General features: G+C 75.5%; 16 protein-coding genes. 7 read left to right on the top strand and 9 right to left on the bottom strand.

What is annotated here, in order from left to right; genetic code table 11:
* Window positions 1-40 precede the first annotated feature (40 nt).
* Complete coding sequence (locus tag ACFWUZ_RS04840; RefSeq protein WP_384367069.1) at window positions 41-1,306, top strand: ROK family protein; 1,266 nt, start codon at window positions 41-43, stop codon at window positions 1,304-1,306.
* Between the two features lie 673 nt (window positions 1,307-1,979).
* On the opposite strand, the gene ACFWUZ_RS04845 is transcribed toward ACFWUZ_RS04840, so the two are convergent.
* The gene (locus tag ACFWUZ_RS04845) at window positions 1,980-2,528 is read right to left on the bottom strand and encodes an ATP-binding protein (protein WP_384367072.1); all 549 of its coding nucleotides are present in this window, start codon (window positions 2,526-2,528) and stop codon (window positions 1,980-1,982) included.
* 198 nt (window positions 2,529-2,726) lie between these two features.
* Here ACFWUZ_RS04845 and ACFWUZ_RS04850 point away from each other — a divergent pair, with 198 nt between their 5' ends.
* A complete protein-coding gene (locus ACFWUZ_RS04850; RefSeq protein ID WP_384367075.1) occupies window positions 2,727-3,872 on the top strand; it encodes a PLP-dependent cysteine synthase family protein in 1,146 nt (381 codons plus the stop codon).
* A gap of 460 nt (window positions 3,873-4,332) precedes the next feature.
* Here the strand turns inward: ACFWUZ_RS04850 and ACFWUZ_RS04855 are convergent, their stop codons facing one another.
* Complete coding sequence (locus tag ACFWUZ_RS04855) at window positions 4,333-4,821, bottom strand: SRPBCC family protein (protein WP_384367078.1); 489 nt, start codon at window positions 4,819-4,821, stop codon at window positions 4,333-4,335.
* Window positions 4,822-4,994: 173 nt separating this feature from the next.
* Between ACFWUZ_RS04855 and ACFWUZ_RS04860 the strand changes: the two genes are divergently transcribed.
* On the top strand, window positions 4,995-7,502 hold the full coding sequence (locus ACFWUZ_RS04860; protein ID WP_384367081.1) for a hypothetical protein: 2,508 nt from the start codon (window positions 4,995-4,997) through the stop codon (window positions 7,500-7,502).
* Here ACFWUZ_RS04860 and ACFWUZ_RS04865 read toward each other — a convergent pair.
* From ACFWUZ_RS04865 to ACFWUZ_RS04885, 5 genes are all read right to left on the bottom strand, one after another.
* Window positions 7,444-9,900: a right-handed parallel beta-helix repeat-containing protein gene (locus ACFWUZ_RS04865; protein WP_384367084.1), complete on the bottom strand. Its 2,457-nt coding sequence runs from the start codon at window positions 9,898-9,900 to the stop codon at window positions 7,444-7,446. The two genes, ACFWUZ_RS04860 and ACFWUZ_RS04865, sit on opposite strands and share 59 nt — an antisense overlap.
* A 114-nt stretch (window positions 9,901-10,014) precedes the next feature.
* Entirely contained in the window at window positions 10,015-10,614 is a 600-nt protein-coding gene (locus ACFWUZ_RS04870; protein WP_384367087.1) for a hypothetical protein, read from the bottom strand.
* 220 nt (window positions 10,615-10,834) lie between these two features.
* Entirely contained in the window at window positions 10,835-11,659 is an 825-nt protein-coding gene (locus tag ACFWUZ_RS04875; protein WP_384367090.1) for an MOSC domain-containing protein, read from the bottom strand.
* A gap of 55 nt (window positions 11,660-11,714) precedes the next feature.
* Complete coding sequence (locus ACFWUZ_RS04880; protein WP_384367093.1) at window positions 11,715-12,215, bottom strand: DUF6643 family protein; 501 nt, start codon at window positions 12,213-12,215, stop codon at window positions 11,715-11,717.
* Window positions 12,216-12,462: 247 nt separating this feature from the next.
* Entirely contained in the window at window positions 12,463-13,641 is a 1,179-nt protein-coding gene (locus ACFWUZ_RS04885; RefSeq protein ID WP_384367096.1) for a glycosyltransferase, read from the bottom strand.
* Window positions 13,642-14,313: 672 nt separating this feature from the next.
* On the opposite strand from ACFWUZ_RS04885, the gene ACFWUZ_RS04890 reads away from it, so the two are divergent.
* Complete coding sequence (locus ACFWUZ_RS04890) at window positions 14,314-15,111, top strand: glutamate racemase (RefSeq protein ID WP_384367099.1); 798 nt, start codon at window positions 14,314-14,316, stop codon at window positions 15,109-15,111.
* A 76-nt stretch (window positions 15,112-15,187) separates the two neighbouring features.
* A complete protein-coding gene (locus tag ACFWUZ_RS04895) occupies window positions 15,188-15,382 on the top strand; it encodes a hypothetical protein (RefSeq protein ID WP_384367102.1) in 195 nt (64 codons plus the stop codon).
* Here the strand turns inward: ACFWUZ_RS04895 and ACFWUZ_RS04900 are convergent.
* Together ACFWUZ_RS04900 and ACFWUZ_RS04905 are read right to left on the bottom strand one after the other, a co-directional pair.
* The gene (locus tag ACFWUZ_RS04900) at window positions 15,352-16,278 is read right to left on the bottom strand and encodes an ADP-ribosylglycohydrolase family protein (protein ID WP_384367105.1); all 927 of its coding nucleotides are present in this window, start codon (window positions 16,276-16,278) and stop codon (window positions 15,352-15,354) included. The genes ACFWUZ_RS04895 and ACFWUZ_RS04900 overlap by 31 nt on opposite strands.
* Entirely contained in the window at window positions 16,275-16,865 is a 591-nt protein-coding gene (locus ACFWUZ_RS04905; RefSeq protein ID WP_384367108.1) for a TetR/AcrR family transcriptional regulator, read from the bottom strand. The genes ACFWUZ_RS04900 and ACFWUZ_RS04905 overlap by 4 nt, the downstream gene beginning before the upstream one ends.
* A gap of 97 nt (window positions 16,866-16,962) precedes the next feature.
* On the opposite strand from ACFWUZ_RS04905, the gene ACFWUZ_RS04910 reads away from it, so the two are divergent.
* Together ACFWUZ_RS04910 and ACFWUZ_RS04915 are read left to right on the top strand one after the other, a co-directional pair.
* Window positions 16,963-18,078 (top strand): FAD-dependent oxidoreductase, encoded by a 1,116-nt coding sequence (locus ACFWUZ_RS04910; RefSeq protein WP_384367110.1) that lies wholly within the window; start codon window positions 16,963-16,965, stop codon window positions 18,076-18,078.
* 156 nt (window positions 18,079-18,234) lie between these two features.
* The gene (locus tag ACFWUZ_RS04915; RefSeq protein ID WP_384367113.1) at window positions 18,235-18,750 is read left to right on the top strand and encodes a hypothetical protein; all 516 of its coding nucleotides are present in this window, start codon (window positions 18,235-18,237) and stop codon (window positions 18,748-18,750) included.
* The last annotated feature ends 46 nt before the right edge of the window (window positions 18,751-18,796 follow it).

Consider the following 18,796-nt stretch of genomic DNA (forward strand, 5'->3'; position numbering starts at 1 on the left):
GCGGCGCCCGCCGACCTCCGATCATGCGAGGATCGCTCTCATGAACGGCAACGGGGCCCCGCGGCGGGTGGGGGATGTGACCACGGTGTCCAGCGCTTCCACGAGGACCAAACTGGAGCGGGGCCGCGGCGCGCTCGGTCCGGCGCTGGAACTCGTCCACACCGGCCGCGCACCGACCCGGGCGGTGCTGACGGCCGAGCTCGGTGTCACCCGCGCCACGGCCGGGGCCGTCGCCGCGGAGCTGGAGGCGCTCGGGCTGATCCGGGTCGACTCGCGGCCCGGCGGTGCGGGCGGCGGCACCCAGGGCCGGCCCTCCCACCGCCTCTCGGTCGAGGAGAACGGGCCGGTGGCGCTGGCCGCGCAGGTGCACTCGGACGGGTTCCGGGCCGCGCTGGTCGGCCTCGGCGGCCGGATCGTGGCCACCGCACCCGGCAAGGTCACCGTCTCCGCCGACCCGGCGCAGGTGCTCGGTGCGGTGGTGGAGGCGGGCGCGGTGCTGCTGGAGAAGTCCGGCCGCCGTTGCGTCGGCGCGGGGCTCGCGGTCCCCTCGGCCGTCGCCGAACCGGACGGCACGGCGCTGAACCCGCTGCACCTGGCCTGGCCGGCCGGCTCTCCCGTACGGGCGATCTTCGCCCGGTGCGTGAAGGAGGCCGGGATCGACGGACCCGCCCTGACCGGAAACGACGTCAACCTCGCCGCGCTGGCCGAGCACCGGCACGGCGCCGGGCGCAGCGCGCAGCACCTGCTGTGCGTGGCCACCGGGCACCGGGGCGTCGGCGGGGCGCTGGTGCTCGACGGGCGCCTGCACAGCGGAAGTTCCGGCCTGGCCCTGGAGGTCGGACACCTCACCGTCAATCCGGAGGGGCGTGCCTGCCACTGCGGCAGCCGAGGCTGCCTGGACGTCGAAGCGGATCCGCTGGCCTTCCTCACCGCGGCGGGCCGTACGCCCGGCCCCGAGGTGTCGCTGCTCCAGCAGGCCCGCGACCTGCTGCGCGAGGAGTACGCCGAGCCCGCGGTGCGGGCGGCGGCCGAGGAGCTCATCGACCGTCTCGGGCTGGGCCTCGCGGGCCTGGTGAACATCCTGAACCCGGACCGGATCATCCTCGGCGGCCTGCACCGGGAACTGCTGCACGCCGACCCTGAACGCCTGCGCGCGGTGGTCGCGGACCGGAGCCTGTGGGGGCGCAGCGGGGGCGTGCCGATCCTGCCCTGCACCCTGGACCACAACAGCCTGGTCGGCGCGGCGGAGCTGGCCTGGCAGCCGGTGCTGGACGACCCGCTCGGGACCCTGGGCGCCGCGGCCTAGAGGAGGCAGCGGCCCGGGGGGCTGCCCCGGCGGGGTGGGGCGGCGAGGCGCGGCAGGGCCCCGGGGGAGTGCCCGGAGGTGCGGCGAGGTCGCCCGCGTCTGCCTGGACCAGCTGCGCTCGCGCAGGGCGCGCCGAGAGGAGTCCCTCGGCCCGGTCCGCCGGGGAGGACCCGCCGTCACGGCGGGAGCGCGGAGTCCGGGGCGTTCGGCAGGAGCAGAGCGGTTCCCTGACCGAAGAGGCCCGGTCGAGGAGCCCTGCGACCCGCATCCCCTCCTCGCGGGCGGTCACCCTCGGCAGCGCGGCGAAGTCGTCGGGCAGGCCGTCCGGAAGGCTCACCACGTGCTCTCCCGCCCGCATCGTGAGCAGGTTCGCACCGCAGAGGACGGGGGACGTCGGGGCGGTGGGACAGGTCGTGCCAGAGGGCCGGCCACGGGTGGTGGGTCCCGTCGGGCGCGGCGTGCTCCCGCACCCATGCCGCACCCATGCCGGACCCGTGCCGGGTCCAGCCGCCGGCTCAGGCGGAGCGCACCCGTCCGCTCCTCCAGCCGGAGCAGCGAGGCGGTGTCGACCGGCTCCAGCCGGCGGGGCAGGGGTGTGGCCGAGGCCATCGCCCCGTGCTGCCCGACGGCGTCCCGCCGGGTGCAGCCCCTCCGCCGCGCGGCGGAGGGGCTCCTAACCGGGCCTCGCGCCGACCGACGCGGCCACCGGCACACCCACCGCGACGGTTCCCGGCTCCACGGCGACGACCACCGTCCGGGCGGGCTCCCGTACCGGCTTGGAGCCCATCGACACGGGGTGCGGCGGTGCCACGGGGGCGGGCTGGGCCCGGAGCGAGAACCAGACCACCTTGCCCGGGCCGTCGGCCTGGTGCCGCGCACCCCACGCCTCGCTGACGGCCGCGACCAGCGCGAGCCCGCGACCGCAGGTCTCCAGCGACCCGGGCTGCGCCTCGCGCAGTACGGGCAGGCAGGGATCGCTGTCGAAGACCGAGACCGTGAGCCGCCCGAGGCGGAGCTCGATCTCCACCGTGCAGGTCTTGTCCGGCTGCGCATGGCGGTGGACGTTGCTGAGCAGTTCCGTCACGCCGAGCGCGGCCCGGTCGATGAGCGGATCGAGCTGCCAGTGGCGCAATTGCGCAGAAACGATTCTGCGAATCTGTCCTATGCGCGAAGGCAGGGCCTGCAGTTCGACGACGCAGTGCCTGCGGGAATGACTGATCACGGCTGCGACTCCCCGACATGAGTGTTACGGGTGCTGCACCCTCGGTAATGCTCCACCAGGGTCACCCACGGTGCGCCACAGTGCAACCGAACGCGATCGAAAGCATTTCGCCTAGAACCCCAAAGTGACTGTTTGTGCAGGTGAGGGAGGTACATTTCGAAAGCAGGGGGCAAAGAAACACACGAAGGAGCACGGCGCATGAGCACGACCCGTACGGCTGCCACGACCGGTAACACCGCGACGACCGTCGACGTCGACCGCAGCGACGCGGACTATCGCGCCTGGCTCAAGGAGGCGGTCCGCAAGGTCCAGGCGGACGCCAACCGCTCCGCCGACACCCACCTGCTGCGCTTCCCGCTCCCCGAGGCCTGGGGCATCGACCTCTACCTCAAGGACGAGTCCACGCACCCCACGGGCTCCCTCAAGCACCGCCTCGCCCGCTCGCTCTTCCTCTACGCCCTCTGCAACGGCTGGGTCCGCCCCGGCCGCCCGGTCATCGAGGCGTCCTCCGGTTCCACCGCCGTCTCCGAGGCGTACTTCGCCAAGCTGATCGGCGTCCCGTTCATCGCCGTCATGCCGCGTACGACCAGCCCGGAGAAGTGCCGCCTCATCGAATTCCACGGCGGTGAATGCCACTTCGTGGACGACCCGATGAAGATGTACGAGGAGTCGGCCGACCTCGCCGCCCGCACCGGCGGGCACTACATGGACCAGTTCACCTACGCCGAACGGGCCACCGACTGGCGCGGCAACAACAACATTGCAGAATCGATTTACCAGCAGCTGCGCCTGGAGCGGTACCCCGAGCCGTCCTGGATCGTGGCGACCGCCGGCACCGGCGGGACCTCGGCGACCATCGCGCGGTACGTGCACTACATGCAGCACGACACCCGCGTGTGCGTCCCGGACCCGGAGAACTCCTGTTTCTTCGACGGCTGGACCAGCAACGACCCGCACGCGAGCAGCGACTGCGGCTCGCGCATCGAGGGCATCGGCCGGCCGCGGATGGAACCGAGCTTCGTGCCGGGAGCCATCGACCGGATGATGAAGGTCCCGGACGCGGCCAGCGTCGCCGCCTGCCGTGCGCTGGAACAGGCCATAGGACGCAAGGCGGGCGGCTCGACCGGCACCGGCCTGTGGAGCGCCCTGAAGATCGTCTCGGAGATGGCGGCGGAGGGCCGCAAGGGCAGTGTCGTCACCCTGCTGTGCGACCCCGGCGACCGCTACCTCGACAAGTACTACTCCGACGAGTGGCTGGCCGGGCAGGGGCTCGACATCGCTCCCTACTCCGCCACCCTGGACACCTTCCTGACGACCGGTACCTGGCGCGAGCCCGCGGCCTGACCGTCCCGCCACCGGGGGGGGAGGTCCCCCTGGCCGGACCCCGGCCGGCCGGCTACGCCGTGCGGACTCACGCACGCGCCGGACCCTTCTCCTCGGTCGGGCGACGACCCTACGGGAGTTCCCGGCGCGGGTGTGGTCGGGGGGCGGCTGCGGAGACCTGCCCGCGAAACACCCGGCGCCGTGACCGGCCGCCCGCCCGGCCACTGCCCAGGACGGCCACGTGCTGTCCCGCACGGGGCGGCTCACGCGGGGCCCGTCGTGCAGGCTCCCTCGTATCGGGCCTGAGGACCGTGCCTGAGGGTGCCGCGTGACGGCTGTGCCTGACGGCCGGCCTGAAGCCCGCCCGACGGCTGGGCGGGACGACTGTGCCTCAGGGCCGCGCCCGACCGTCCTGCCTGACCCGCGGGGCGGGCGGCCGTGTCTGACCGCTGTGCCTGCCGCGCCGTCGTGTCCGCAGGGGCTACTGGTCCGTCCGGCGCCGTGCCGCCAGCCGCCCGTCCAGGGTGCGGACCGCCGTGCGGAAGGAGTGGCCGAGGCCCGGGCGGACGGCGGTCAGGGCCAGCCGGTAGGGGGCGGGGCCGTCCGTGGCGAAGGTCCAGCGGACGCGCGTGCCCGAGCCGGCGGGCGCCAGCCGCCACTCCTCCAGCAGCGCCCGCATCCCCGGCGCGTTGGTTTCGTCGACCCGGTAGGCGTACTTCTGCTCGGGCACCGCGGCCATCACCGTCTCCTGGAAGCTCACCCCACCCCGCAGCCGCACCTCACGGCCCGCGCCGCCGTGGGTGGGCCGGGCTAGGGTGACCGCCTTGAACCACCTGGGCCAGCCCTCGACCTCCGCGGCCAGGGCCTGGTAGACGGCCTCGGGCGGTGCCGTCGTCTCGGCCGTGAAGACCAGCCGGATCGGCGCGTCCTCGGCGAAGTCCAGCCCCACCGGGCGGAGTCGGCGGGCCATGGCGGTACCCCCTGGGCGAAAGTGACGTACGGGACGCGAATGCCGGTCACCATATCTGGCGACCCGTCAGATGTCCGCCCCGCGGGGTGAATTCGCCGCCGGGGGCTGGCCCGGCCGTCCGCCGCGCGGGATGCTGGAACCGCGCCGAAACCGCCTCCCGAGCGGAGCCCGCCGTGCCGGACAGCCCAGCAGCAGCCACCCGCCAGCCCCCGGCCCCGCCCCTCGCCCTCGAACTCCTGGTCCACGGCGTCGGCGGCGCCACCCCCGGCGATCTGCTCGGTGACCCCCGCACCGTCCGGGTCACCGGGGACTCCACCGCCGCCGTCTTCCGCCGCACCGACGATGCCGACGCCGAGGCCCACCCCGAGCGGTACGCCGGCCGGCCCGTCCCCGAGGCCTACTGCTGGTCCCGGCTCACCTCCGGCAACGGCACGCGCGCCCTGTGGCTGCTGCTCCTGCCCTTCATGGTGGTCAACCTCGCCCACTGGGCGCGCCCGGCCGTGCCCGCCGGCCGCCCGGCACCGTGCGCGGTGCGCACGTACGGGGTGCTCGTGCGGATCCTTGCCCTCAGCCTCACCGTGCTCCTGGTCGCGGCCGCCTGCGAGGTCGCGCTCGACCTGGTCGCCTGGCAGTGCGCGGGTTCCGGCGGCTGCACCGCCTCACGCCCCTGGCTGTCCTTCCTCGCCGACGGCGGCTGGTGGGCCCAGCCCGGACGCCGCCTCGTGCTGGGCGCGCTCGTCCCGGCGGCGCTGACCGTACTGCTCTGGTACCTGTCGAACCGCACCTGGAGCGCCTACGAGTCGCAGCCGCCGCCCGAGGGCCCCGCGGCCCCGGACCCGGCCGCGACGGCCCCCGCAGACCCCGACCCCGCCGCCCAGGACGTCGCCGGACGGGACCCCGCCCCCGATGGCTCCCGCGACGCCGTGCCCGCGCTCGGCCGCCCCGGTTTCTGGTACGGGCGCAGGCTGGTGGCCCGGCTGCGTGCCGCGCACACCGCCGCCGGACTGCTCACCGTCGCCGCGGCCGTCGCCGTGCCCACCGCCCGTCACGACCGCCGGGCCGGCGCACCGGTCCTCGAAGTCCTCGGCTGGGCGGTGGAAGCGCTGCTCGCCGCCGGGGCCCTCGCCGTGGTCTGGGTCGTGTGCCGGCGCGGCCGTACCGAGGCCCGGCCCGACCACCGCCTCGACCGGGCCGCGGTCACCCTGCTGCCCGGCGCCGCCCTCGCCCTCCTCGGGGCCGTCCTGCTGTACGCCGGCTGGTCACGCCCGGGCTGGACCTCCGCCGGGCGGCTCCCCGGGGACTTCGCGTTCGGCGCGCTCATGCTCGGCCAGGGCCTGGGCGTACTCGCCCTCGCCGCCGTCGCCGCGCACCTGCACCGCCGGGCACCCGACCCGGCCGCCGCCCTGCACGGTCTCGGCGGGCCCGCCATCGCCGTGCTGGGCTGCGCGCTCGGCGGAGTGATGTCCGGCGGGGTCGCCCAGCGCGTTGCCGACTGGCTCGACAAGGGCGCCACCCCCGGCATGCCCGGCGCCCTGCTGCCCGGGCCGCCGGTGCTGCTGTCCTGGCAGGCCGCCGTACTACCGCCGCTGCTCCTCGTACTGGCCCTGCTCGCCGCCTGGTTCGCGGGGCGCGGAGCGCGGGTCCGGTGGCGGCTGGCCGAGACCGTGGCCGCCGAGTACCCGGGGGCGCAGCCGGACCGGGCCCGCAGCCGGAGCATCGCCGGAGCCAGGGCCGCCGCCGCGCTCACCGATGCCGCCCCCTGGTTCGTGGGGGCCGTCTCCGGGATCACCCTGCTGCTCGGCGCGGGCGCCCTCGCCGGGGCATGGCTCAGCGGGAAGGTGCCGGGGGAGGCTGCCCGCGGCACCCCTGCGCTGCTGGAGGCCGCCGCCCGCGCCGCCCAGGACGCCGGATCCTGGCTGATCGGCTTCGGGTTCCTGCTCTTCGTCGCCTGGGGCCGGCGCGCCTACCGGGATCCCGCGGCCCGCCGCACCGTCGGCATCCTGTGGGACGTCGGCACCTTCTGGCCGCGCGCCGCGCACCCCTTCGCGCCGCCCTGCTACGCCGAGCGCGCCGTCCCCGACCTGACCTGGCGGATGAGCGGATGGACCGGCAGCACCGGCGGCCGGCTGGTGATCTCCGGCCACTCCCAGGGAAGCGTGCTCGCGGCGGCCGCCGTCTGGCAGCTGCCGCCACCCGTCCGCCGCCGGGTCGCCCTGCTCACCTACGGGTCCCCGCTCAGCCGCCTCTACGGCCGCTGGTTCCCCGCCCACTTCGGCCCCGGGCCGCTCACCGTCCTGCACCGGGAGGTCGACTGCTGGCGCAACCTGTGGCGGGCCTCCGACCCCATCGGCGGCCCGGTGCTGCCCGGCCTCCCGGGCGCAGTGGACCACGGCCCGCTCGCCGACCCGGTCGCCTACGGACGCAGCGCCCGCCACCCGCTGCCCGCTCCCCTCCTGGGCCACTCCGACTACCAGGCGGACCCGGCCTTCGCCGCCGAACGCCAGTCCCTGTTCGCCCGGTTGGAGGCAGCCGCACAGCCCGGCGCGGCCGAGGTACCGTGCGGGCCCGACGGACCTGAGGGGCCCGACGTACCGGAGGAGCCGGGCCTGCCGGGTCAGCGGTTCAGCAAGGGGCACCCACAGCAGGCAGCGCCGGCAGATCCGCCGGGAACAGCAGGGTGAGCTCGTCCGTGCTCGGCTCCGACAGCTGCGCCACGCGCCCCGCGTGCCGTTCGACCATCGACTCGAACGTCTGGCGCGCGGTACGGCCGTTGCCGAAGGCCGGGCCCTTGGGCAGCTCCGTGAAGTACTCCAGCAAGGCCTCGCCCGTGCCGTCGCCCAGCCGGTACTCGTGCTCCTCCGCCTGCTGCTCCACGATCCGCAGCAGCTCCTGGGGCCCGTAGTCGCCGAAGGTGATGGTCCGCGAGAAGCGCGAGGCCACCCCCGGGTTGACGGTCAGGAAGCGGTCCATCTCCGCCGTGTACCCGGCGACGATCACCACCACGGCGTCCCGGTGGTCCTCCATCAGCTTCACCAGCGTGTCGATCGCCTCGCGCCCGAAGTCCCGGCCGGAGTCCTCCGGGGCCAGCGCGTACGCCTCGTCGATGAACAGCACCCCGCCGCGGGCCCGTTCGAAGGCCTCCTGCGTACGGATCGCCGTGGACCCGATGTGCTCGCCCACCAGGTCCACCCGGGACACCTCGACCAGGTGCCCGCGCTCCAGCACCCCGAGGGAGGCGAGGATCTCCCCGTACAGCCGGGCGACCGTGGTCTTGCCGGTGCCGGGGGAGCCCGTGAAGACCAGATGGCGGCGGACGGAGGCCGCCTTGAGCCCCGCCTGCTGCCTCCGCCGGCCCACCTCGATCATGTCCGTCAGCGCGCGCACCTCGCGCTTCACGCTCTCCAGCCCGACCAGCGAGTCGAGCTGGCCCAGCACCTCCCCGGACCCCCGGGAGGCCGGCTGCGCCGGGCCGTCCGGCAGGTCCGCGGCGCGCGGCGCGGGCATGTCCGCCGCCACCGGTACGGGGCCCTGGACGGCCGGGACCGTACGGATCGCCGCCCGCGCCCCGGCGGAGGAACCGTCCGGGGCCGCCTGGGCCGCGGCCCGCGCGCCGGACCCGTCGCCGGTGCACTCCTGCGCGAGGGGGCCGTCCTCGGCGAACTCGTAGCCCCCGCGCGCGCAGCGCTCGGTGTGGCAGCGCGTCAGCGTGGTGCGGCAGCCGTCGAGGACGTGGAAGCCGAAGCCGGAACTGTCCGTGACCCGGCAGGCGGTGAAGGTGCCGCGGCCGCCCGCCGACACGTAGAACCCGGCCTCGGCGGGGGAGCTGACCGTGCACCGCTCCAGGACCGGATCGGCTCCCTTGGTGACGATCACACCGGTCTGCACGGCGTCGATGGTGCAGTTGGCGAGGGTGCCGCCGCTGCCGTGGTCGCGGAACCAGGCTCCCGTCGACGCCTCCCGGATCCGGCAGTCGTCGAGCTGGGCGGTGGCCCCGTCGCTCACCGAGACGGCGGTGTTGCGCACCTGGGACAGATCGCTGTCGACCACGTCCGCCCGCGAACCCCGGTCCAGGACGAACACCGCGTCCGGAACGTCGTGGACGCGGCAGGAGTCCAGCGAGGCGGTGGCCCCGTCACTGATCCACACCGCCGGGTAGTCGCCCGTACTGTCGTGGATCTCGCAGGAGTCGGCGTCGACCCGGGTGCCCGGGTCCCACACCGACAGGCCGTTGCGGCCGAACCGGCGCACCGTCGTACGGCTGAGCGTGAGCACCGAACGGGAGCGCAGGTCCACCGCGTTCTCCGGGATGTCGTGGATGTCGCAGCCCGCCAGCATCAGCACCGCGTCCGTGTCGAGGGTGACCCCGTCCGCCGAGGTGCGGTGCACCGCACAGTCCGTGAGCCGGGCCGTGGCGCGCGAGGCGACCTGCACGCCGGTGCCCTTGATCTCGTACACCTCGCAGCCCAGCGCCTCCAGGCCCGAACCCTCGCCGGTGACCCCGATGCCCGCGCCCGTGGCGTGGTGGATCCGGCAGCGCTCCAGCCTCGGGTGGCCGCCGCCGCGGACGGAGACCCCGGTCTGCCCGGCGGCCACCACCTCGCACTCCTCGAACACCCCGCCACCGCCGTCCAGTACGGCGATGCCGACCCCGGTCGGGTTCTCGACCGTGCACCGCCGAACCAGGGGGCGGGCCCCGCTGCCGCGCACCTCGATCCCGGCCGCCGAGCGGGTGTGCACACGCAGATCGGTCAATTCGGGAGCGCCGTCCTCGACGAGCAGCGCGGGGGCCGCCCGGTCCTGGCCCTCGAAGTACAGGTCCTGGACCACGGCCGAGGCGCGCAGGGTCAGCGCGACCCCGTCGAGCGGGGCGATCCGCACCGACCCGAGCCCGCCCTCGGGGCCGCGCAGGGTCACGGCGTGGTGCAGCACCAGGTTCTCCCGGTAGGTGCCGGGGGCGATCGACAGGACGTCCCCGTCACCCGCGACGGCCAGCGCGGCGGTCAGCGTCGGATACTCACCGGAGCGGCGCCGCCACCGCGACGTCCCGCCGTGCGTCACCTGGACCGTGCCCTGAGCCATGGTGCTGTCGTGCCCCCACCCTCGTACTCGCGTTGTCGAAGCGACCGGAGCCGCCCGAAGCCGACTGATCTGGCCGTCCCACCGTAGCGCGCGCGGGGCCGGTGAGTTGCCAGGTCAGCTGCCCGCGCCCGCCCGGCCCCAGTCCGGCCCTGCCGCCGCCCACGCCCGGTCCAGACGGGAGTACCGCTGATGTACGAGCCGTCGTACGACCAGCCGCCGGACCGTCTCCACCAGCGCGGCCACGCAGACGGCGGCGGCCGCCCCCGCCAGTCCCGCGTGCAGGGAGGCGGCGGCAGGGTCGAGCGGCTGCCCCACGACCCGGCCGCTGGTGTCCGTCCATATCCGGAACCGGTCGCCCGGAAGCGGAGGTTCCTCCGCGGCGGGCACCGTGCCCTCGTGGCTGCTGCCGTCGGGCGCGGTCCACGCCGCCACGATCTGCGTGCGCTGCGGGGCCTGCTGCCGCGCCGCAGGGTCGGCGGACGCCTCCGCGAGCGATCCGGGCGCCTGCCGGACCACCGTCGCCGGGACGAGGTACCGCTCGTGCCGCTGTTCCCGCGCGGCCCGTTGCAGCGTGCTGTCCACCTGGAGTCCCGCGAGGCAGCCGACGGCAGGCGCCACCACCAGGACGCACACGAGGGCGCCGAACGCCAGCCACGCCTCGAAAAGATCGGTCGGGCGGCGCAGCGGATTGCGCCGCCAACGCCACACACCCATTGCTGTCCACACGGTCCGGCTCCCCCTCGCCTCCGTCTGCTGCCTCCGTGGTCACCCGGGACGGTGCGCGGTCCACGCCCGTCCCGGTGTGTGCGCGCTCATGACGTGTCATCAGTGTGCACACCTCTCGGGTGATGCAACGGCCCCGTCGTGCACGTTGGTTCCGCACGCGCTCAAGAGCCGCTCGAAGGTGTCATTCCTGTCGGTCGTCCCGGGCAGGTCATCCCAGGACGCGTACTTCGTCCCCCACGCGCACCGTGCCCGGGCGCACCGGCACGAGCTGCCGGCCGAACGCCAGCGACTTGCCGATCCTCCGGTGCCGGGCGAGCGTCGCCAGCGGCTCCCTGCCCCGCTGCGCCGTGCTCTGGTCGGTGGTGGTGACGATGCACCGGCTGCACTCGCGGGCGCCGCGGAAGACGGCGTCACCGATCGCGAGGCGCCCCCAGCCGTCCTCCGCCCACGGCTCGGCCCCGGCGACCACCAGATTGGGCCGGAACCGGTTCATGGGCAGGGGCCCCTCCTGGAGGTGATCCCCCTGCGCGATCAGCGCGTTGAGCGCGTCCAGCGAGGCGAGGGTGGTGAGCAGCAGCGGATAGCCGTCGGCCAGGCTCACGGTCTCGCCCGGCAGCGCGTAGGCCGGGTCCACGGGCCGGCGCACGGCCGGATCGTCCAGGTGCACGAGCCGCACCGGCACCCCGAGGTACTCGCTGAACCAGTCGGCCGCGGCGTCCGCCGCGCGGACCGTCTCGACCTTCTTGCCGAACAGCAGGACCGGCTCCAGCGGCCCGGGCGCGGGCACCTCCACGGCCAGCTCGGCCATCCCGGGCGCCGACAGCGTGACGCCGCCGCCCTCCGCCGGCCGCGCCACCGCCAGGGCGAGGCGCGGCTGCTGGCGCTGCGTGACGACTGCGCCCCCGGCGTCGGCCAGCGCCCATCGCCGGTCCCCGGCCAGACCCCAGGGCTCCACGGCCGCCTCCGCGGGAGCGGTTCCCGCCACCGACTTGACGGGATGCACGTGGAGCTCCCGGAGATACAAGTTCGCCATGGGGGCATAGTGCCAGCCGCCCCCGCAGCCTCCCCAGTCGGTCCCTACAGGTCCGTCAGTAGCCGCGCCCCTGGTACGGGCGGCCGTACGGGTCCTCGTACGGGGTGCCCTGGACCTGGGCCGGAGCCTGCATCGGGCGCGGAGCGGCCGGGCGCATGGCCTCGTACCCGGTGCCCGCGGGGACCGGACGGGGCTGCTGCGGCTGGGGCTGCGGCGCGTATCCCGCACGGGCCGCGACCGGCTGCTGCTGCGGGATGTACGGCGCGGGCGCGTGCTGCAGCGGCATCGGCTGCGGCGCGCCCTGCTGCTGGTACGGGTAGCCGTACGCCGGGGCCTGCTGCTGCGCCGGGGGGAGCGCGGGCATGGACGAGGCGAGGGCCGGCAGGTACCCGCCGCTCGAATACCCGGCACTCGGGGAGTCGTAGGCGGCGGGGACGCGGATCGGGGCGATCTGCGGAGTGCCGCGTTCGGCGACGAGGGAATCGTAGATGGGGGTGTCCGGGAAGGAGGGCGCGGAGTAGTAACCGCCGCCATAAGTGGAGCGGGGGGAGGTCATGGGACCTAAGTTAAGCCCACGACTTCACCGGGTCCATAGCGAGGTGCTGTCAACACCCCGCTGACCTGCATATTCGCAGGTCAGGACCCCAGCTTTCACTTGACGTTCAGGTGCACGATTTCGCCGCTTCCACCCCACCTTGCGGGCACTCGTACTCATCGGTTGTGTGGTGCACCGACTTCATGCTGACGCAGCGTCACAATGCGGTGACCTCGGATGACGCCGGTTCGGGCAGGAGTTCATTGTTTCAGGCGTCGCTCGGGCGGGCATAGGTACGGCCCTTCCAGGCTGCCCCGCGACCGCGGTAGTGCTGGACCGCCGAATCGACGGTCATCAGCAGGTACAGCAGCGCCGTGAACGGAAGCAGCGGGGCGAGCGCGGCGGGCTGCCGGTAGTGGCGCACCATCGGCAGGTAGGTGCCGGCCATCAGCAGCCAGGCCAGACCGCCGGCCCAGGCGACGGCCGGCTGCCCGGCCGCCAGCCCCGCGAGCAGCGCCGCCGGCGGTACGAGGTAGACGAGGACCAGCCCGGCCACCGTCCCCGCCAGCAGGAGCGGCTGGTGGCGCAGTTGCGCGTACGCGCTGCGCGAGACCATCCGCCACAGGTCGGCGAGCGCCGGGTACGGGCGCACGCTGTCCACCCGCTCCGCCAGCCCGAGCCAGATCCGGCCGCCCGAGCGCTGGACCGCGCGGGCCATCGAGACGTCGTCGATGACGGCCTGCCGGATGGAGTGGGGCACCCCCGCCCGGACGGCGGCCGCGGTCCGCAGCAGCACGCAGCCGCCCGCGGCCGCCGCGGTGCGGGAGCCGGGCCGGTTGATCCGGCGGAAGGGGTAGAGCTGCGCGAAGAAGTAGACGAAGGCCGGTACGACGAGCCGTTCCCAGAGGCTGACGGCCCGCAGCCGGGCCATCTGGGAGACGAGGTCGAGGTCGGCCGAGGTGGCGGCGGCGACCAGTTCGCGGAGGCTGTCGGGCTCGTGCGCGATGTCGGCGTCGGTGAGCAGCAGGTACTCGGGCTCGTCGGCGTGCGCGGTGCGGGCGAGGGTGATGCCGTGCCGCAGCGCCCACAGCTTCCCCGTCCAGCCGGGGCCGGGGTCGCCGGGGGAGACCACGGTGAGCGGGAGCCCGGGGCAGTCGCGGGAAAGGCGCAGCGCGAGTGCGCCGGTGCCGTCCGTACTGCCGTCGTCGACCAGGATCACCTCCGCCTCGCCGGGATAGTCCTGGGCGATGAGCGAAGGGAGGCTGTACGGGAGCACCGCGGCCTCGTCCCGCGCCGGGACCACGATCGCGACGGACGGCCAGCGGGCCGGAGCGGTGCGCGGCGGGAGGCGGACGTCGGTGCGCCAGAACATGCCCTGGGCGAGGGTGAGCCAGAGCCAGGCGGCGAGGGAGGCGTAGGCCGCGCAGGCGGCGAGGAGGAGGCCCATGGCGGCAGTGTGCCGGGCCCCGCGGCGCCTGTCGCGCACCCACCCCGGGGGGACCCCGGCGGATCCGGCTGCGCCGCGTCGGGGCTGGCTGCCCGGGGCCGGCCGCGGGGCGGGGCGGGGTTCAGATGACGGGCCGTCCGGTGGTGGCGCCGGGTCGCCGGGTGCGGCCGGGTCGCCGGGTGCGGCCGGGAGGCGGCGTGCCCCACCGTGGCGTGCGCCGGAGGCCGGTGGGTCGGGGTGTAGGCGGGAGGTCGGTGGGTCGGGGTGTAGGCCGGAGGTGGGTCGGTCGGGGTGTAGGTCGGTCCGGGTGTGGCGGGTCGGTGCGGGCGTCCGCCGGACGGGGCGTTCGGGTCGGCGGATTGCGGTCATGGTGACGGGCCGCCGTGGTCGGTGGCCCGGGGTGCGGGCGAGCGCGGTGGGCACTGCCGCCGTGGCGGTGGCGGACGGCACCGCCGCCCGGGTGGCAGGGGTGCGGGCCGACGCCGTGGCGGCAGGCGGGACGGCAGCCCGGGGCGTGGGTCGCGCCGTCGGCGTCGGCCGTGACGACGGGGGCGGGGTGGGGCTCCGGGGGTGGAGAGGGCGGCCGGGCGGCGCGGTCGCGGGGCCCGGGGCGGGGACCCGCCGCGGGCGGGCGCGGAGGGGTTCGGCGGGGGTGTCGACTAAGGTGGCCGGGTGAAGATCGCGCTCATGGACTCGGGAATCGGCCTCCTCGCGGCGGCCGCCGCGATGCGGCGGCTGCGGCCGGACGCCGATCTGCTGCTCTCCTCCGACCCCGACGGGATGCCCTGGGGCCCCCGGACCCCCGCTTCGCTCACCGAGCGGGCGCTCGCCGTCGCCAGGGCCGCCGCACCGCACCTGCCGGACGCGCTGATCGTCGCCTGCAACACCGCCTCCGTGCACGCCCTGCCGGCCCTGCGGGCGGAGCTCGAGCCCGCCATCCCGGTCATCGGCACCGTCCCGGCGATCAAGCCCGCCGCGGCCGCCGGCGGCCACGTCGCCATCTGGGCCACCCCTGCCACCACCGGCAGTCCCTACCAGCGCGGGCTGATCCGCGACTTCGCCGCCGGGGTCCCGGTCGCCGAGGTGCCCTGCCCCGGGCTCGCCGAGGCCGTGGAGGCCGGCGACGAGCGCGCCGTGGCCGCCGCCGTGGCCGCGGCCGCCGCCCTGACGCCCGCCGACGTCACCACCGTGGTCCTCGGCTGCACGCACTACGAACTGGTGGAGACTCCCATCCGTGCCGCCCTGGCCGCGCGGACCGGGGGTGCCGAACTCGTCTACCACGGTTCCGCCGAGGCCGTCGCCGTCCAGGCGCTGCGCCGCATCGGCGCACGCCCCGAGCCCGCCCTCCCCGCCACCGGCACCCTGACGGTCCTGCGCAGCGGCCGCCACGAGACGCTGCCGGCCGCCGCCCTGGGCTACGCGGAAGGGCGACTGCTCGCCGGACAGGGCGCGGGCGCGACCGTCGCGTAACTGCGGAGCCCACCGCGAGGTCTGCCGTACCCGCCACTCCCGACCTCCACTCCACCCACCGACGAGACGTAACGTCTTGCGTGAGCGCCGAGGGCTGCCCGGGGCCGCTCGACCTGCTGCTGGACGAGCCACCAGCCACCTGGCCCCGGCCGTCGTGGAGGAAATGGAGGCGGCCCCGGCCCTCTTCGGGGGCACCCCGGCCCTCGTCACCCACGACCGGCGGCTGCGCGCCGCGGACCGTCAGCCGGAGCCGGCCTCGGCGAGCCGCTGAGCCAGCTCGCGCAGGTCGTCCGCGTCCAGGACCCGGTCCCCGAAGCCCGGCAGTGGGACGTGCAGGGGGCCGGTCCAGTGGTCCGGGACCGCCTCCTGCCCGTACCGGGCTCCTGCCAGCGCGCCCGTCACCGCCGCCACCGTGTCGGTGTCCCCGCCCAGGTCCACGGCCGCCCGGACGGCCTCCGCGAACCCGCCGGTCGTCCGCAGGGCCCACACGGCCGAGCCCAGGCAGGGCCACACCGCGCCGTTGAACTCGGTGGCCAGGTCCGGGTGCCAGCCGGGGTCCAGCACCCGTGCGTAGCGCTCGCGGTGGTCCGGGTGGACCGCTTCCAGGGCCGCGGGGAGGGCGGCCAGCGGGTCGGCTCCGTCCAGGGCCACCCGTACCAGCTCGTGCAGCAGGGCGGTGCCCTCCCAGGCGGCCCGGTCGCCGTGGGTGAGCGCGGCGATCCGCCGCGCCGCGTCCATCGTCCGCTCCCGTCCCGCGGCGGCGAAGTGCACCGCCGAGGTGGCGGCGCGCATCAGCGAACCGTTGCCCGCGGCCCGGACGTTGACCTGGAAGTGCAGCGCGGCGGCCAGGTCCCAGGGCCGGCCGTTGGTCAGGACGTCCTCGGTCTGGAGACCGATGTCCTTGGGCGCCCCGGCCGCCCAACGCTGGAACCGGGCGAAGACGTCCGGGAGTTCGAGGCCGCCGCACTCCAGCAGGGACTCACCCACCAGCACCGCCATCTGCGTGTCGTCCGTGGCCTCCCCCGGCTCCCAGCCGCCACCCCCGCGCATCTCCTGCCCGCGCGCCGTCAACTGCCCGGCGGGCCCGAACTCGTAGGGCGCGCCCAGTGCGTCGCCCGCCGCCGAGCCGAGCACGGCTCCCACGGCCCGGTCGGTCCGGGTGGTCACGCCGCCCCACCCGCATCGACCGTGGTGAGCAGGCCGAGGGCGAAGCCCTCCAGGTCGTCGAGGCCGGCCGCGGCCAGCGTGCCCGGTGCCCCGGCCAGCAGGTGGGGGAGGGCGCCGTGCAGGGCGAGGGTGAGGGTGCGGACCCGCTCCGGTCCGGCCGGGAGCCCGGCCGTGCGCAGCAGGTGGGCGTGTGCCGCGAAGTCCGCAGCGCCGATCGGGTCCAGCAGCCCGGCGAGCCAGGGGCGTCGGGCGGCCTCCGTCTGGAGCTCCAGGTAGGCCAGTACGTGCGTCCGCCCGGGTCCGCCCACGTTCCGCAGCATCCCGGCCAGGAGCGCAGCCAGCTCCCGGGCGCCGGTCGGCCCCTGCCCCGACGCCGCCAGGGCCGTCGACGCCTCCCGGTACTGCTCCACGCAGCGCTCGGCCACGGCCCGCAGCAGTGCGTCGCGGGTGGGGAAGTAGTTCTTGGCCGTGCCTGCGGGCACGGTGGCGGCGGCGTCGACGGCACGGTGCGTCAGCCCCCGTCCGCCTGCTCCGGCCAGCACTTCGACGGCCGCGTCCCGCAGCCGGTCCCTCCGGTCCTGATTCACGTTGCCAGTTTAACTACATCCGTGGTACCACAGATGTAGTACCACGGATGTGGTGGTCGGGCGGGGTCGGGCGAATGGGCGAACGAAGGGGTCCGTCATGGGGGGCGCGAGGGGTGCGGCCGTCGTCGTCGGGGCGGGGGTCGGCGGGCTGGCCACCGCCATCGGCCTGCGCCGCGCGGGCTGGCAGGTCACCGTGCTGGAGCGCCGGACCGCGCCGGAACGCTACGGCACCGCCTTCGGGATCCACCCCACCGCCCAGGCCGCCCTCGACCGGCTCGGCCTCGGCGACGCCCTCCGGGCGCGCGCGGTCCCGTACCGCGGGGCCCGGATCCGGCGGCCCGACGGCAGGGTGCTGGCCGCGCTCCCGCTCGAACGGATCGAGCGCAAGGCGGGCCGGCCCGAACTGCTGATCTCCCGGCCCTACTTGATCGACGCCCTGCTGGACCGCCTCGACGGGCTCGGCGGCGTGGAGATCTCCTACGGTCGGCACCTCACCGACCCGGCAGGGCTGGGCGCCGATCTCGTCGTCGGGGCCGACGGCATCAACAGCACGGTCCGCACCGCGCACTTCGGCGGGCGCAGCCGCCCGCGCGAGGTCGGCACCGTCGCCTGGATCGGGATCGCCGGATTCGAGACCGGGTGCTACGGGGAGACCTGGGGCGAGGGCCGCTTCTTCGGCATGACGCCCGTGGAGCCGGGACGCACCAACTGGTACGCCACCGTCCCCGCGGCCACCACCGCGGGACCGGAGGCATCAGCCACCACCCGGCCCGCCGCCCCAGCCGGCGCGGCCGAGCACCTGCGGGCCGCCTTCGCCGGCTGGCACGACCCGGTCCCGCGCGTGCTGGCCGAGACCGACCCCGCCACCTGGATCCGGTACGAGATGCGCCACCTCCACCCGGCGCTCTCCTCGTTCACCGCGGCCGGCCGGGTCGCCCTCGTCGGTGACGCGGCGCACGCCATGACACCCAACCTCGGCCAGGGCGCCTGCACCGCCCTGCTCGACGCCGAGGCCCTGACCCGGGCCGTGGCGTGGGCCGGTCCGCCCCGGCTGCCCGCAGCCCTGCGCGCCTACGACGCCGAGCGCCCCCGCAGCGCCCAGCGCGTGGCCTTCGCCTCCCGGAACCTGCACCGCCTCGTGACCGCCCGCCGCCCGGCGCTGCGCGACGCCCTCATCGGCCTCCTCCCGGGCGCCGGCGAGCCGGGCCGGTAGGGCTTCGGCCCGGACGCGACCTGCGGTACCACCGCGGTGCGGTACCTCAAGTTTGCTTCAGGTCAAGGACGGGCAGGCGCAGGACGGACGAGCCGCACTGCACCGACCGGACGAGAGGCGGTGGCGGGCATGCGGAACGTGAGTACGCTGCTACCCATGACCGGTCACCCCCCGGGTCCGTTCTGGACGGGCCGGGCCTCCAACCGTGCGCAGTGGCTGCTCGCAGCGGCCGGTGCGGCCTGTCTGGCGCTGGGCATCGAGCTCGCCGTCGCCGGTTCCTGGACCGCCGGCATCATCCCGCTGCTCATGGCCGTGATCGGCTGCCTGACCGCCGGGCTGCTCATCCTCTACGGCACCCTCTCCTTCGTCCACGTCGCCGTGACCGTCGACGCCGAGGCGCTCGACGTGCGCTGCGGCCACATCGGACTGCCCCGCCGCAAGATCCGCCTCGCGCAGATCACCTCCGCCGAGTACCTGCCCAGGATCACCCCGCAGCAATGGGGCGGCTGGGGACACCGGTGGCGGCCCGAGAAGGGAACCGCGATCATCGTCCGCCGCGGCGAGGGCCTGGAGCTGAGGCTCGACGACGGCAAGCGGTTCATCGTCACCGTCGACGACGCCGAGAACGCCGTCCGTGTCATCCGCACCCACCTGCGCGCTCTCGCCCGTTAGCGCGGCCGGGCGCCGGGGCCGGTCCGCGCACAGGGCCTTACCGGGT

The organism is Streptomyces sp. NPDC058646, assembly GCF_042716875.1.
Lineage (GTDB): Bacteria > Actinomycetota > Actinomycetes > Streptomycetales > Streptomycetaceae > Streptomyces.

Coding starts and splice junctions, on each gene's coding strand:
- ACFWUZ_RS04840 (WP_384367069.1), top strand. CDS start 41: ATGAACGGCAACGGGGCCCCGCGGCGGGTGGGGGATGTGACCACGGTG.
- ACFWUZ_RS04850 (WP_384367075.1), top strand. CDS start 2,727: ATGAGCACGACCCGTACGGCTGCCACGACCGGTAACACCGCGACGACC.
- ACFWUZ_RS04855 (WP_384367078.1), bottom strand. CDS start 4,821: ATGGCCCGCCGACTCCGCCCGGTGGGGCTGGACTTCGCCGAGGACGCG.
- ACFWUZ_RS04865 (WP_384367084.1), bottom strand. CDS start 9,900: ATGGCTCAGGGCACGGTCCAGGTGACGCACGGCGGGACGTCGCGGTGG.
- ACFWUZ_RS04870 (WP_384367087.1), bottom strand. CDS start 10,614: ATGGGTGTGTGGCGTTGGCGGCGCAATCCGCTGCGCCGCCCGACCGAT.
- ACFWUZ_RS04875 (WP_384367090.1), bottom strand. CDS start 11,659: ATGGCGAACTTGTATCTCCGGGAGCTCCACGTGCATCCCGTCAAGTCG.
- ACFWUZ_RS04880 (WP_384367093.1), bottom strand. CDS start 12,215: ATGACCTCCCCCCGCTCCACTTATGGCGGCGGTTACTACTCCGCGCCC.
- ACFWUZ_RS04885 (WP_384367096.1), bottom strand. CDS start 13,641: ATGGGCCTCCTCCTCGCCGCCTGCGCGGCCTACGCCTCCCTCGCCGCC.
- ACFWUZ_RS04910 (WP_384367110.1), top strand. CDS start 16,963: ATGGGGGGCGCGAGGGGTGCGGCCGTCGTCGTCGGGGCGGGGGTCGGC.
- ACFWUZ_RS04915 (WP_384367113.1), top strand. CDS start 18,235: ATGACCGGTCACCCCCCGGGTCCGTTCTGGACGGGCCGGGCCTCCAAC.